Source organism: Pseudoalteromonas luteoviolacea, from assembly GCF_021654285.1.
GTDB classification, from domain to species: domain Bacteria; phylum Pseudomonadota; class Gammaproteobacteria; order Enterobacterales; family Alteromonadaceae; genus Pseudoalteromonas; species Pseudoalteromonas luteoviolacea_J.
In genome coordinates this window covers 116,936-133,007 of sequence record NZ_JAKFZS010000009.1, presented here as the reverse complement: position 1 = coordinate 133,007, position 16,072 = coordinate 116,936, and the positions used below count along the sequence as shown (strand labels likewise).

Genomic DNA, 16,072 nt, shown 5'->3' with positions numbered 1-16,072 from the left:
AAGAGGTGAATACACCTCTTTACATAACTATCTCACTATATAACCGTTTTATGCTTTTCTCTTTGCATTTGTACATAACTTTTTGCAGTCATTCCATAATGCTTTTTAAAGCAAGCACTAAAATATGACGAAGAGTTAAATCCAACTAAGTCAGCGACTTGCGCAACACTTTTGCCATGTAATAGTGGTGTAATGGACTGATACAAACGATAAGTTCGCAAATACTCATTCGCCCCCATTGATATGACTGCAGTTAACTTACGATGCAATTGACGCTCACTCAAGGCCATTTCTTTTGCAAGCTGAACGACGGCTATATCTGGATTTTGATAACACTGATGGATCACCTTATCCAACTTATCTAAAAAGTCATAAATATGCGGCTCATCTTTAAATTTAAGCTTAGGTAAAATGGGTAAATCTATGCTTTTAATATCTTTGTTATCTACACGAGCATGCCACTTAGCTAAATTGGCGGCTTGATGTAAAAAGACATTACGTACTTTTAATTCTAAAGCCTGAACGCTAAATGGTTTGGTAATATAGTCATCCGCTTGGCGGCTCAACCCCTCTAGTTCTTTTTGTTCATTAAGGTTTGCAGTCAATAATATTACTGGGATATGTGCTGTTAGCGACCCCTGCTTTACTCGACTTAACAAACCAAACCCATCTAAATTTGGCATCATCACATCTGAGATAATTAGATCTGGGAGTATTTCAGTCGCAATTTTTACGCCTTGCAAGCCATCCACCGCTTGCACCACTTTATAATGAGGCTCAAATATACTGTTCAAAAGCACCAACATGTCCGGAGTATCATCCACAATCAACAGCGTTTTCTCGCTCGTTTGTGCACGCGTATTTTCAATTGGTTTTGGTGATGCTAAATACACTTTACTCTGAAGCGTATCTAAAGTAATGCAAAATTCGCTGCCTTTTCCTAATGCTGACTTTACATCAATAACGCCATTTAATTCATCAACAACTGCTTTAACGACACTTAACCCAATGCCCAAGCCAACCCCTGTTTCTCGCCCGCTTGCTGTTCGATACTCGGGTGTAAAAATCGCTTTGTGCTCTACTTGCTCAATGCCTATTCCTTGATCCTTAACTCGCAAGCAACATTGTTGTGGCTTAGCTTTTGAAGCTTTGAGTTCAATTAAAACCTCGCCGCCTGCATGACTGTATTTAATAGCATTACTGATAAGGTTACTGACGCACTTTTCAAGCTGGTCGGGATGTGCCGCAACTTCAATATCTCTATCAATCTGAGTTATAAGTGTTATCTGCGTTTTTTCTGCCAAAGGAATAAACGCAGCAACCTGCTCTTCACATATTTGAGACAAGCTAAAGTGCATGGTCGGAGGCTCTGATTGTTCACCTATTTGGGTGTTTGGTTTTTCAGAATTCGACACCTGCATCAACTGTTCTATTAATATTTTTAGGCGCTTGGCGTTGCTGATCACAATATTTGCCATTTGGCTGCGCTCACTCGCATGTTGCAACTTAACCAACTGTTCAGCAGGGCCTTGAATTAAAGAGACTGGGGTCATGAGTTCATGAGATAGTGTTCGCAATAGCGTAGTTTTTTGCGCTTGCGCGAACGCCAGTTCATCACTTTTTTGTGTTAGTAATTTGTTTTGATTACTTATTTCTTTTGTTTGCTTCTCTACCTCTGCTTCTAATGCAACTTGGATACGATGCATTGCACTTATTCGCACTCGATAAATTGCAAATAAGACCAAAACAAAAAGGCATATATACATGCAATACGCCCAAGTAGTAACATACCAAGGGGTTTGAATAACAAATGAAAACTGCCCAGTATTGTCAGACCAATTCCCGTTGCTATCTGTACTTTGTAACAATAGCTTGTAACTCCCATACTTAAGCTTTGGGATCATTAGGGTGCGGCTCTTACCTAATTCAATCCAAGTATTTGAAACACCCTCGAGTTTATACTTAAATCGCTGTTTCGATGGGCTCGAGAAGTTTGTATTTGCTAATACAAACCGCATACTTGCATGCTCATAAGGTAATGCAGTTAAGCTTGACTGATTAAAGTACCTTGTTGTCATCCCGTCTGGTAACGTCAATTCAAACTCGCTAACTTTAGGCGATGACTCGGCAAATGTTAGGTAGGCAGGGTCAAAAATACTCAGACCATCAGCACTTGCAAATACAACTTTGTCATATACCTTTGCTGCTGCACTGCCTACATAACCTTGGGCATATAAACCATCGCCTTTGTCAAAATAACGGAGCGCGTTATCTGACACTCTGGGAGACCACCCAATTAAACCATGACTACTTGCAAACCATATTTCACCGGCGTCACCAAATGCGATACTCGTATCTGTCAACGAACTTATTTTATCTGGCAGAGCACGCCAAAGACCTGAGTTTAAATCGAGCATCTTCAAATCAACGTTAGTCTGAACAAATAACGCACCACTTGAGCTAATCGTTAAGTCGTACACTGCATTTTTAATATTTAGCGCTGTTTGTTGACTAGGTATAAGCTCATTTGAACTTACATCAAAAGCTTGTAAGCCTGTGCTTGTTGCTACCCATAAAGTATCTTGAACCAACTCGATATCATGCACTTCATCACTGTTCAGAACAGAGTTATCAGAATAAAAACGTGATACTTGATTTGTTTCCAGGTTCAAACGTGTCAAACCATCAAAGCTATGCGCCAGCCACAATGTGTGTTCGTTTTGCACTGCAATTGAGTAAATTGCATCCGGTAAGTCAGACTGTGCTAAGTCGTATTGCTGAATAATCTTCATGGACACTGGGTCAATTTTAACAACGCTTTTATATAAGCTAGCCCAAACGATTCCATCAGAGGTAACCGCCAATGCCTGCGCTGATAGGTCTTCTGTTTCAAGGCAGGACTTAAAGTTCCCCTCAATTGAATAACGACAAATTCCCGCCAGTTGATCAGCAAACCATATATCATCCTTCACAACAATAATGTCGTTGATTTCATATTGCTCAGTTTCACTGGGGTGAACAAAGTGACTATTTGTAATCGCACGCTCATTAGCAACGGCGACCGTTACCCCTTCACTATAACTACCAAATGCAGTGACTTGCTTATCATGGAATAACGTCAGCAAAGGAGGCAAACCTTTACTTGTCTCAACTTCGCCACTGTCTAATCTAAGCAAACCTGTATTTAAAGATGCAGCCAATATATGGTCATCACCTTTTATCAAGTCAAACACATAGCCAACAGTATCGAACTCGTTTTGGTCTATATAACGCAGCTCGACGGTGTGTTTTTTCACATCATAAGTGGCAAGTCCTATTCCGTGCATCGCCAGCCATATAGTGCCATCTGCTAAACGCCAAATTCTATCTGCAAAAACAGTCTCTCCATCTTTATCCTTGATATAGTTTACGCTTTGGGTAGCTGTATTAGCCAGCATGATGCCACTATCTGTTGCTAGCAAGAGTTTATTATCACCTGCATCTGTAATAGATAAAACATGGGGCGTTAACCGTGACTCATTTAGGCTAAGCTCTACAAGAGAAAGCGTCGTATTGGTAACTCTATATAGCCCTGATTTTGCACCAACCCAAACAATTTTTTCATTGGATTCGAATACACTATACACATTGAGTGCGCTATCTTGTCCAATCGGTACTACAGGTTCAAACCATTCGCTTTTTGGCCTCAGTACTTCTAAGCCTTGGCTACCTGCCACCCAAAGCTGTTCGCTTGAATCAATTAATAAATCACGGACTTTAAGAGATGAACTCAACTCAGGGGTTTCATGTGCAGAAAAACGTATTACTTGTGTACCATCATAACGCGCGATCCCCTGCTCTGTTGCCAGCCACATAAACCCAGAACCATCACGTTCAATGTCAAACACACGATTACTAGGTAAACCATCTCCTACACCTAACACAGATGATAAATTAGACACAGCGATGCTTTTTGCACAAAAAAAGACGCTAATAAGAATTAAGTAACTAAAGAAAACGCGCAATATAAAGTTGAGAACCATAATGACAAATTATTGTTATATATACTTATTTTTATAACTTCAGGTTGAAAAACCTTGTTCCTAGTTGACATAATAGCAACAACATAATAATTATTAAACAAGAATCTAAATTCTTAATTTAGGCAGATAATTACACTTTTTTGTCTATTTTGAGCTACCACAAATTAACCCATATTACGTAAAATAGTGATCATTCATCAGTGCTTTGTGAATCAGATAATTTTGCAAGGCAATACTAAAAATAAATGATTAAGCAGTCACTTAATAAACCTGCGTAACAAGGAACATGCATGTTTACAACTCAATTAAAATCGCTCTCAGTAGCACTTTTATGTAGCTCTCTTTTCACTGCATGTGGAGGAAGTGGCGGTACAAGCGGCCCTTCTATACCATTAGATAGTAAAACATCCAAAAATACACCAAGCAGTGATAGTGCAAACCAAACGGGTGCAGGATCTGAATCATCGAATAACAGTACAGGGACTACAAAGCCGCCTATTACAGCTGAAGAAAACCGATATGCAAGACGAGGTAGAGTAATTGATGGTTATGTCAAAGGCGCAACCGTATGGCTTGACCTAAACGGTAATGCACAGCAAGATGAGGAAGAGCCTTTCGCTATCTCCACAGATAAGGGGAGTTATTTACTAGAATTAACTGAAGAACAAGAGAAATGCGCAGCATACGTCCCAACTTATGTTGACGTACCAGTTGGTGCGATTGATGAAGATTTAGGTGAAGTTACCAAAGCGTATCAAATGGTACTCCCACCAACTCTGAGCAATCTAAACGATGCGCAGAGCCTACACATTACCCCGCTCACAACAGTGTTGTGGCAGTCATTGAATAATACAGATGCCTTTAATAATAAGACTTGCGCCGAAATTATTGTAAACAATCAACTCAAAGAGCAGCTACAGATAGTTATGCAAGAAAGTACAGCTCAGGTTATTGAGCATTACAATATCTCTGAAGCGCAATTATTTAGTGATTATATTGAGAGTGGTGATGAAAGCCTACAAAAACTAGCTGAGGATATCGTAAAAGGATTACAAGCTAGTATAGAAAAACACATGGCTTTGGCAAAAGAATACCTAAACTCCCATGAGATACGCGTGCTGCATTATCAAGATGCGCCACCAGAGCAATCACAAAGCAGCCAATTAGTTTGGTATCGACGTGTGCTTATTTTTGGCGAAGGTGATCAAACCATAGTGGATGAAACTGTGCGAATGGATGACGATTTAGAGCATGTCTTGTTTGTACATTACGACCGTAAAATAGAGCAAAGCCCGTGGGGCGATGGTCATTCATACAGCCGAACGGTTGATATGGTAAAAAATAGCACCGATGATCTCGGCCTTTGTCATCACTCAGAAAAGCTTAGTTTCACAATTGACGGGATCACCTACTCACTCGATAACTACAAATCTGTTGATCGGACTTCACAAGATCAGCTTTGTGATAAAGATGTCGACTTTAGCGATGCCGTTCATCGAGGCTTATCGGTTGACTATAGCCAAGGTCCAATCAATTATTTAGCTGAATTTACACAAGACAATAATACAAAAACTGATTTAAACAACTGGATCAACATTGGTGACAAGACAAGCATATTAGACATATTAACCCTAGCACTTTACTTTGCGCACTCAGGGTATGAGTTTGATAATGAAGTCACTATCCCATTTTACTCTTGGCATAAACGTATTACAGATGATTCTGGTGATAATCGTGTCACAACATCTAAATACAGTGATGGCACATGGACTCGCCAAACTTATCAAGATGACGGTACGTATGTCATGCACTGCAGCAGTGATGGTGAGGTATGGAACAGCTGCACCGATTAAATATAACTGAATAACGATTATTTAATAAGATACAGTTTACATTAGCCAACGACTAGGCGGTGCAGTTCATTACCGACTGCACCACCTAACCCATTTTTTATTCATATACCTAATAGAATCCTCATAACTTGCTTTAAATATTCAGCGAAATAAATTAAATTTAGCCTTTACCTTAGGCAAAATTACTGCTGAAATAGCTCATAGGTTATTAATATAATTATCAATACAAGGAAAAATAAAATGAAAGAGCTAGCAACAAAAGATCTCTATAAAGTAATTGGTGGAATTTCAGGTGGCATCGAAAGGCCTACTTACATCCCAAGATAGTTAGAGCTCATTGAAAGAACTCAAGTGTTTACTTAACACCCAAGATGCACCATTCTTAATTATCAAGCAGTGATTTTTAACGCTTCTATCAAAATATAGAACTATCTGTAAATTGAATATGTTGTTGTCTTTACTTTGTTCTTTGCTTAACTGCTAGAAGAAATTATGAAGGTGCTCTTTTTTGTAACGTGCTTGCCGCGATTTAACTCTAACAGTCATAGTGAAAAAGCATTATAAGCTACATTCTTACACCTAATTACCCAAAAATATAAATGTTGCCTCTTTTTCTAATACAGATACTTAAGCAATTTTAAACCCACCTTAACAATAAAGTACCATTAATAAAAAACCTCCAATCTCTGTTGCGCACAATTTTTTATAAAAATAAAATAAACTAGTAGAGCTGACAATTAAATATAAAACCCTGGAGCTCGACCAATTACTTTAAAATCCCAAAATAAGCAATAACCAAAAGTGAAAAACAGACTTTAAAAACGAGGCATATAAAAAAATTTATATTAAAACACAAAATCAAAAGAAAAATAAAAAGAGCAACTTTAAAATAAATTAATTAATAAAAAACAAAGCTGGACACATCAAAAAACAGCGACTTAAGTAAATATTTAATAATTAAATTAATATTCGTCAAATTATCTATAAATGCTTGCAAATGCAGTATTGTTAATGATAAATTTTGTTAAGCTTGTTATCAAAAGGTAATTTAGAAAGATATGAAACTAAAACTTCGACAACTAGGATTGTTTAATGGCTTATGGGGAGAAGCTGCCAAGTCGATAAGATCGATGAGAAAAGATGCTCGACTAACACAAAGTCAGTTAGGCCAGAAACTTATCCCTGCTGTAGACCAAGCCACAATATCAAACTGGGAAACAGGGAAAACGCCTGTTCCATTAACTAGCTATTTTTTAATATGTTTTGTTTGTGGATTCAGTCCAGAAGAAAAAACCAAACAGCTAATTGACAGTCAGCAGCCTGAGAATAAAAGAAACTAGGACACAACTTAATGTTTAGTTATGAAGACCTAGAAAGCTTATTTCGCTCTTTAACTTTCTTGTCAATACCTTTAATTATTTCGGCCCTTTTTATTAGTTGGAAAAACTTAAACTGTCGTTATTTATTCTCTCTATTACTTTTAATTGAAATTCTAGATTCTAGCATGTATGACGCCTCTCTTACCTGGGGCCACTATTATTATTTGTGGGGTATGTTTGTCTGCTTAACATTTATAATCCCCACATTAGCAAGAAGACTATTATTAAAGAAAGTGTATCACATCGACTTTTTTAAAAGGATATACAGCAGCTACCACTTTGGCAGATATGAAGGCGGGCTATTATTCATATTTTTTTCTTCTTTTATACTTCACTCTATTAGCTTTTTAGAAGCATCTTTATATGTAGCTTATATAGTAGACTCTATGTTATTCATTGAAGCTGCTTTTAGTCCAGTGCAACTATTTCTGCATATTACAGCTATGTATTTCATAATTTCTCTTTCTTTGCAGCATAGGTATTCTGATGCTCATCATTTTTCTACATCTAAAATGTATTAAAATATGATAATCTAGATAACGATTATTGCACACAAGATGAAGGCTCGTCATCTGCGTATAAAAAACACAAACAATAAAGAAAATGCCCTATGCCTTTTTTTGATCAAATAACACCTGAATTGATATATACATCAGTAGCCTATTTAAGCCCAGCGGCTTTCACTATTGGGTTGATAGCCGGCTGGAAGAATATAAACTCCCGGTGCTTTATAGGGCTGCTATTTATGCTAGAGCTGATTGATACCTTGCTCATCGATATTGTATGGGAGTGGAGTTATAACTACTATGTATGGGTCTTTTTGTATGGCACTCTTTATATTTACGTAATTATTTTCCGTAGAGTTATAGCTAAAACCTTAAGCCCTTTCAGTAATTTTTTTAGAGGTGTATATAACAATTACCATTTCACCAAATATGAAGGGTTATTGCTGCTTGTCTATTCAATATGCTTAACCGCTTCGTTTATAGCGCTTGTAGAGATGAAGCTTTACGAATATAGCATTATAAAATCATGGGCTTTCACAAAATATGCATTGGGCTGTGTACTAATACCAGCAACAATCATTGAAGGTGTATTGATCCTTAAAGTAGCCTTAAAAAAGCCAGTCGTTAGCATGAACAATGTATCAATAGTTAGTGAAATAAATAAAAGAAATAATATCACTCAATCGAAGGACAAGTGATGAAGCAGATGTTTCTAATAATATTGTTTATCACGTGTTACGGTAATTAGGCCCATTATGAAAGAGAAAGTTCAAAATATAGGAATGGTTAAAGGCATTTGGCTTGAATTTGCCATTGCAGCTAAGTCAATGCGCGAAGACACAGGCCTTACTCAAGAGCAGTTAGGCCAAAAACTACTTCCTATAGCGACTGAAGAAAAGGTTGATGCATGGGAAAGTGGAAGAAAACATATTCCTATTCTGCAGTTTTTCTTCATATGCTTTATTTGTGGCTTTACATCAGGAAAAAGTATCAAATCGACTATAAACAAGCACCATTCAAATAAAAAGTAGTAGGTTACAGTTTCAAATGGTTAGCTGCGAAAAATACCCCATCTTTTATGGTCGCATCACATTGTTCATCTCCCCTATCTATTAAATTTTCCTTGTCATTAGGTGGAAATCTATTAACACTAGAGTGCTATTAATTACACTAATAGTATCAGAGTCTATAGAAACACTACTTACTGATTAGCCTTTTACTTTGGGCTGAAACTACCTTCGGCATTCTTACTTTCTATTGTTTTTAGGTGCTTATAGGTTAAGTGGTTAAGTGGTTAAGTGGTTAAGTGGTTAAGTGGTTAAGTGGTTAAGTGGTTAAGTGGTTAAGTGGTTAAGCAAACATATCCGTTTTTATGAAAACGTTTATAATAGCTTTAGTTTTAGAAAACAAGAAGACACAATTGCTTTCCTATACCTTATAGTTTTTTTATTTTAATCCGTTACTCTTATAGAGATTAAGCTATTCCAATATAAGGTAATTGCTCACCTCCTATTTATAAATAAAATTTATCACCATAATGCATTTGATAGAAGCCTTCATATTTTGACAGTTAGCAACAAGTAAAGGGGGCAGACACCACATCACAGTTTTAAAAACAAGCTCAAGAGCCGAGTAATAGGTATAAAATATAGGGAGCCCACTAAAAGTATAAAGTAGCTTCCTCAAAGCAAAAAACTTATTTGATTTTTCTTAGCGCCTGACTTTATTCTATTACTAATTACACTATTTCGAATTGTGTACTCAAAGCAGGCATAAAAATCAGCTTACAATTTTTTATCCTCATAATAGCCAAATAAATGATACAAAGTGGAAATAAAACGATAAAATAATCCTTACATACTAGCTATGAATTGGAAGGTCCACCACTTGCTTGAAGCACTATCTTTAAAATCTATCTATTTCGCGATTAGCAGCATAAGCTTTCCAATCATGCTCATCGCTTTGTTTGTTGGTTGGAACAGTATAAATACGCGCTGCTTGCTTATCTTATTAGCAACTGTAGAACTTATTGATACAGCAATAGGCAATCTAGCAAAACACTGGGGGGCTTATTTTTATCTATGGGCTTTTTTATACTGTGGGGTATATATTTATGTCGTACTTGCTAGAAGGTTAATTGTAAAAGAATTCAAAAAGTACAGTCAGTTTTGTAAAGATGTCTATCAAAATTTCTATTTCTCTAAACAGGAAGGCGCACTAATACTCATTTACTTTTTATATGCAGTTGTTATTTTTATTGCTTTAGCTGAACTGTGCTTATTTAACTTAAATTTGATTGACAGTGTACCCTATTTACAATATTTATTTAGCCCAATGCTTACATTGCTTTGCTTATTCGAAGCCATCTTGATACTTTGGCTAGCGACACGTACAGTTCCTGTTGACGACAATGTTTCAATTCTTAAAATCAATAGAAAAGAAGGCTCTAAGATTAAGGGACACCAAGAGTCATCAAAAAAGAAGTAGACGCCATGACTATAGAAACTGGCATAAATAAAAGTATTAAGTGTAGTCCTCTCTTCTAACTTATTACTAAAGCCCATCACGTCACTCGATAAAATTTTTTTTGACAACGTGTAGAAAAACCATTCTATGCCAAAAAAACCATTCTTTGCTATCGAGCCCACTCTTTCCACCACCGGCTAAAGTTCAAATACGAACTTAATGATTCATAACGAAGCCTAAGCCTCCGTATGGGTAAAAATCAATACAACATGTGCCTTACGACAAGATTTACTCCCTGTAATAAGCATTTTTATATGTATCAATGATGTTTTCAATACGACTGCTATTTTTTATGATCGCAAGGTTGAGTCGTTGAAGCTGCTTTTCAGTCAACATACCAGGGCGCAACATATAATGGATTGGGTTTTCATATATTCGTATCGAGGTGGGCTTAACCATACCTTCGTATTCAGGTTTTTGTAGTAAATACGCCCCCGTTAAATAATCTTCCACAGCATACTCAACGCGCTCTTTTTTAACTAGATTAAAACGCTCGTCCGCAAAATTCGTTTCAACAACGCAGTCTTCACATAACCGACGAAAATTAGCAAAATGCGGTCCATACACACTGCCACGACTTACAGCGATAAGGTTGTCACCAAAGTTGAGCTGCAAATCAGATGTACTTACATTTTTTGGCGTACCAAACTCACGCATATTGTTAGTATGCGTAAACAACTGCATCACCTCTTGCCGATAAGGTAGGCTAAACTCAGCATATTTACGCCTAGACTGCGTAAAGCTTGCGGCAGGAATAATATCTACTTGGTTCTCTTGAAACTGTTTAAATGCGCGACTTGAGGAGGGTAATTCCACGTATTGCCAACAAAAACCAGCCTCACGTAATACAAGCTCGACAATCTCAACTTCAAGACCCACATATTGTCCATCAATGCGCTGAGAGTATGGTGGCCAATTACCGCTGGTGCTTACTCGTAGCGTCTTATCACATTCTGATTGCGCATAGCTTATACTGCTTATCATTAAAGTATGTAAATACATACATACAATATGAAACTTAATACCACGTTTATTCAGTGATGTTCTGTTCAATCTTTTATTGCTCTATTATCGCTTTCAATAACAGTATATACATTAATTAGTCTCATAACAGCTTGGCTGCCTTGGACATGCTGTCCCTCGTGTGCAAATTACCCTTACATCATTATTAATGCCACGCTCTATCCAGTTAATATTGAGGATTTTTGCCACGCTCATAAGTTGTTTTTTCAAATGCCATGGCACCACACTCGCCCCTCCTTGCTTGATACACAACGCCTGAAGTTCTTGAACAACCTCGTCAGCATTCATACCTTGCGCGTCTATCGCGGGGTTCAAATCTATACCTGCACACAACACATGTGCATTTTCAACCAGATCATTGACCTTGAGAGACTCGCAGCAATATAAGTGAGGCTTACCATTAACGTTTAGAATTGATAATTGTGCACTTGAGTGATGAGATTGCGCTACAAACTTTCTAAACACAGCCCAGTGTTGACAGGGGTCTTCCACACTGCGCATATTCCCCCAAGGCAATGGAATACCGTTTCCTCGATACACAGCCTTTAACTTGCCTGGTAAGTAAGCATCAAAATAATGCCAGTGTGGATAAGGTGACACCACTGTCATGCGACGCATGGCGACTGATGGCGATATATTCAATTGCTGATGAATATCAATTTCATAACCATAAGAATCTAATAACTGTCGATACGCAACCTTCGGGCAAAGCAGCGCCCCAGCAAAGAAACTAGATTCAAAGTCATGCCAAGCCGTCAAAATATCTTGTGCGTTTGGCGTGGTGTCAGTAGCTGGTAATACTGCCGTATTAAACCCACCTGTACGTAAAACGCAGCGCAAGCCTTCCAGCTCGTGCAATACACTATGTCCTATATGCACGGCTAAGTCGTATTTTAATCGGGCCGGATTTTTCTCTAACGCTCTATTCAGATGAACCACATTCGGTTCGCTAAAATAAGATGTAATGAGGTGATTGAATACATGGCCGCTATCATCCATCACTTCGTTAGGTACTTTATCAAACCATTTAATCTCTAGACCGTGTTTTTTTATCAATTGCAAAAGGTCATCAACCGTTAAATATAGATTTTTACCACCCACTTCATCTGCTGCACGCTCAAGGTCCGGAAAGTGATTTTGATGATGTTCTTGATGCGCTCGGATTAATAAATGCGCAAACTGTCTGCCACTGATCCCTGTCTGAGATAACATCTCTGGTATCGCTATTTGTAAAATATCATTAGAAAATAAGAAATTAGGCTCTAGTGCCATCCCCTCAATTCCACCAGAACGTCCTTTTTGTGGGGTAATTGCGTCAGGCTCAGGGTCCGTATCTAAAAACCAAGCTAGCGGCTTTTGAAAGACTTCAGAAAAATTCTCTAACATCTCACTACTTGGCGTACGTTTCCCTCTCTCAATCATGGATAAATATGAAACTGAAGGCGCGGTCTGAGGGTCTACACGAATACAACGAGCAGAGAGATCCTCAAGCGTCAAATGATTACGCTTTCGTAAGTTGCGGATCTTGGTACCAAGAAAGTGAGACTTACGCATCAGTTCTGATGTTTTTTTCATTTAATACCAACCCTTCTAATTTAAGCGACTTTCATCAATATTTACGACTGTTTTTGAACATGTGCATGATATAAAAGAGCATAAACTCGGCCATTTTACAACAAGAGGTCAGACCAGATTTTGTAAAATTTACACTGTAAAATTCTTTTTGTGAAATTTATTGATAATTTTTTATACACTGAAATTGTAGTCAATTAATCAGCGCACGTTATGAGACAACCATAACGTTCACAACAATTTAATTTCGGTAACTGGGGATACATCAATGAAAGCACAACTTCAAACAACACCACCACTAAGTGAAGAATGTCAAAAGCTCGTAATTGCAAAGCAATTTTTAGATCAACACTGTCCGCTTGAGTTTGGTTCACATACACAAGTTAGTGCTTATGTTGTTTATTACAATCACCTAATGGTCTTTTTTGAAGATGGGCAACACTGTGGATTAAAAAATACCAAGCAATTTGTAGCGCTGTGTGGTCATAAAGAAGAGCCCACGACTATTTTGCTGCAAAAAGACGATGGCCTGCACATCGAACTCAGCTTTAACATCGCGGGAGAGAATGGCAAGTACGACAAAGCTCATATTAATGATGTACAGTACGAAACACCGTTTAGCTCCATTGATACGCAAAACCGTCAGCACACCAAGTTATGGATGAGCTTTATCGATGGCGTTCAGCACACTTTACTCGATGAATCTCGCTGCAAATGCTATCGCAGCAAAAATGGTGAAGATTACGAAATCTAAAACCTTCCGTAAATTTCACAATTTATTCTTCATGCATTTTTACCCTGGCCGCGGCGAAAATTTGCGGCCTTTTGTGAATACTTACTCACATCAAATCTATATTTTTTCATAGCTTACAAAGCATTTGTTTTATTTCATTTCATGCATTCAGATTAATTTCAGCTAACCTCAATATAATCGCGCACCTATTTAACTGCGGCGGGTAACAATGAATAGAGTATTCGATTGGATTAAAAGCATGAACTGGATGCTGTGGGCATTGATCCTCGGTATTGCCACTGGGCTCATTTTTGGTGAACGTGTAGCATTTTTAAAACCCATTGGCGAAGGCTTTGTCAGCCTAATGCAAATCACCATATTTCCTTATATCGTAGTCAGTCTTGTTGTCGGACTCGGTAAATTCAGTTCTGATCAGGTCAAAACGGTCTTAGCCAAAGCCGCCATTACCATGGTTGCACTTTGGGTTATTGGCCTTGCCGTTATTTGGTGCTTTACCTTAACTTTACCAAGCCATGACGCGGGTACTTTCTTCTCCCCCGCCCTCGTCGCACAAGCGCCCGAAGTAAATTTTGTACAGCAATATATTCCATCAAACCCCTTTGCTTCAATGGCAGATGGCAACGTGCCTGCATTGGTCATATTTTGCATCGCATTAGGTTTAGCGCTCATACCTAATGGCAGAAAAAATCAATTATTAGATGTACTTGAGGTGGTCGGTCAAGGCTTGACTGTGATGTCGAAAAAGGTCATCAAATTTTTTCCAATCGGGATCTTCTCTATGACTGCCAGCACTGCGGGTACTATCGGTCAAGAAGAGCTTAGCAACTTGCAAATATACTTAGTGTTGGTCATTTGCTTGGGCTTTTATCTCATGTTTGCTCTGCTTCCTATGCTGGTCGCAGCGCTCACACCCGTGAAATATCGAGATCTGATAAAAGTCATGCGCAATGCGTGGATAACGGCATTTAGTACAGGTAACGTGTTTATTGTACTGCCAGTGATCACTGAAGGTATTAAAGCACACTTACAAAAAATAAAACGCAGTGATGAAGAGTCTGATCATATTGCCGAGGTCTTAGTGCCTATTGCGTACACCTTCCCAAGTTTAGGTAAACTCACAACCTTAATGTTTGTCACCTTTGCAGCCTGGTTGACCGGGAATCCTATTTCGTTAGAGCAAATTCCAAATGTCACACTCTCAGCAATGCTGAGCTACTTTGCAAACGTCCACATTGCGATTCCTTATATGCTTGATAGTTTAAAAATCCCAGCGGACAGCTATCAATTGTATTTATCTATGTCCGTTTTAACGGCTAAAGTGGTCTCTCCAACTACTGTTGTATATATTTTCGCGGTTACCTTGCTGTGTATTTTTTACAACAAAAAACAGTTGCACCTCAAACGCATCCGCTCTTTATACTATCTAGCGCTTCTTTCAGTGTTCCTGCCTGCATTTATGGTATTGAGTTTTACCGCCAATAACTATTTGGCAAAAAGCACCAAAGGCGCAGACGATGTGATTGCAAACATGGTGGTATCAGATCAAGTGCCAAGCGATGTATTAAATCATGTGCCAAAGGCATATCAGAGCGGTGAACTCTCACTCACCAATATTGATATTATCCAAAAACGTAATTTATTGCGGGTTGGCTACCTAGTCGACAATGTGCCGTTTAGTTATTTCAATCAAAAAGGTGAGCTAGTTGGTTTCGATATTGGATTAGCACATAAGTTAGCATCTGACTTACAAGTTAAGGTTGAGTTTATCCCTTTTAAAAAGCATCAACTGGCTGAGTATCTCAACAAAGGCTACTTTGACATCGCTATGTCAGGCCTTGAAATGAGCGTTTTGGACTTAAGCCGTGTTCGCTTTACAAATCCGGTTATGGAGCTGCAATTGGCCTTGGTTGCCAAAGATCACAGGCTCAAAGAGTTTGCGTCAAAAGATCAGCTACTGAATAAAGACGGTCTTAGCCTTGCTCATGTCGAGTATCAACCACTGATGCGCGATGTGGCAAGACAATATCAGCATATTAAGGTCAAACAACTTGGTAATCACCAGTCCTTTTTTGAACAAAGTAGTGACTTTGATGCCTTAGTGATTAGTGCTGAAGCCGGCTTTGCATGGAGCATGTTCTATCCTGAATACGGTGTAGTTGTGCCAAATGGTGCGGAGCTTAAATATCCTGTTGGCTTTGCGGTAGCGAAACGCAATGTAGATATTCTTAATTACGTCAATACCTGGCTGTCTATTCAACAAAGCAAAGGCACTATAAAAAGCAATTATGATTATTGGATCTTAGGTAAAGGTACGCAAGTTAAAGAGCACCGTTGGTCATTGTTTGACGAGCTGACAGAACAGTAAAGTACCCATAATAAACAACGCCAGTAAGTTAAGTTTGTCACCTTACTGGCGTTTTATTGCATGATTGAATAC

The 16,072-nt window shown here is 38.2% G+C and carries 10 protein-coding genes; 7 read left to right on the top strand and 3 right to left on the bottom strand.

Annotation, left to right across the window (positions count from 1 at the left end):
- Window positions 1-35 precede the first annotated feature (35 nt).
- A complete protein-coding gene (locus tag L1077_RS10420) occupies window positions 36-3,941 on the bottom strand; it encodes a hybrid sensor histidine kinase/response regulator transcription factor (RefSeq protein WP_237136785.1) in 3,906 nt (1,301 codons plus the stop codon).
- 371 nt (window positions 3,942-4,312) lie between these two features.
- Here L1077_RS10420 and L1077_RS10415 point away from each other — a divergent pair, with 371 nt between their 5' ends.
- The 5 genes from L1077_RS10415 to L1077_RS10395 all read left to right on the top strand — a co-directional run bounded on the left by L1077_RS10415 (window position 4,313) and on the right by L1077_RS10395 (window position 10,247).
- The gene (locus L1077_RS10415) at window positions 4,313-5,875 is read left to right on the top strand and encodes a hypothetical protein (RefSeq protein WP_237136784.1); all 1,563 of its coding nucleotides are present in this window, start codon (window positions 4,313-4,315) and stop codon (window positions 5,873-5,875) included.
- A gap of 1,058 nt (window positions 5,876-6,933) precedes the next feature.
- Window positions 6,934-7,215: a helix-turn-helix domain-containing protein gene (locus L1077_RS10410; RefSeq protein WP_237136783.1), complete on the top strand. Its 282-nt coding sequence runs from the start codon at window positions 6,934-6,936 to the stop codon at window positions 7,213-7,215.
- A gap of 649 nt (window positions 7,216-7,864) precedes the next feature.
- Window positions 7,865-8,458: a hypothetical protein gene (locus tag L1077_RS10405; protein ID WP_237136782.1), complete on the top strand. Its 594-nt coding sequence runs from the start codon at window positions 7,865-7,867 to the stop codon at window positions 8,456-8,458.
- Window positions 8,459-8,515: 57 nt separating this feature from the next.
- Window positions 8,516-8,791 carry a helix-turn-helix domain-containing protein gene (locus L1077_RS10400; protein ID WP_237136781.1) on the top strand — a complete coding sequence of 92 codons (276 nt, stop codon included), beginning with the start codon at window positions 8,516-8,518 and terminating at the stop codon, window positions 8,789-8,791.
- A gap of 856 nt (window positions 8,792-9,647) precedes the next feature.
- Window positions 9,648-10,247: a hypothetical protein gene (locus L1077_RS10395; RefSeq protein WP_237136780.1), complete on the top strand. Its 600-nt coding sequence runs from the start codon at window positions 9,648-9,650 to the stop codon at window positions 10,245-10,247.
- A 267-nt stretch (window positions 10,248-10,514) separates the two neighbouring features.
- Here L1077_RS10395 and L1077_RS10390 read toward each other — a convergent pair whose 3' ends face one another.
- A complete protein-coding gene (locus L1077_RS10390) occupies window positions 10,515-11,339 on the bottom strand; it encodes a substrate-binding periplasmic protein (protein ID WP_237136779.1) in 825 nt (274 codons plus the stop codon).
- Between the two features lie 42 nt (window positions 11,340-11,381).
- Window positions 11,382-12,884 (bottom strand): DUF3612 domain-containing protein, encoded by a 1,503-nt coding sequence (locus tag L1077_RS10385; RefSeq protein ID WP_237136778.1) that lies wholly within the window; start codon window positions 12,882-12,884, stop codon window positions 11,382-11,384.
- Window positions 12,885-13,149: 265 nt separating this feature from the next.
- Here L1077_RS10385 and L1077_RS10380 point away from each other — a divergent pair, with 265 nt between their 5' ends.
- Complete coding sequence (locus L1077_RS10380; protein ID WP_237136777.1) at window positions 13,150-13,635, top strand: malate synthase; 486 nt, start codon at window positions 13,150-13,152, stop codon at window positions 13,633-13,635.
- 247 nt (window positions 13,636-13,882) lie between these two features.
- On the top strand, window positions 13,883-16,000 hold the full coding sequence (locus L1077_RS10375; protein ID WP_440589543.1) for a cation:dicarboxylate symporter family transporter: 2,118 nt from the start codon (window positions 13,883-13,885) through the stop codon (window positions 15,998-16,000).
- Window positions 16,001-16,072 lie beyond the last annotated feature (72 nt).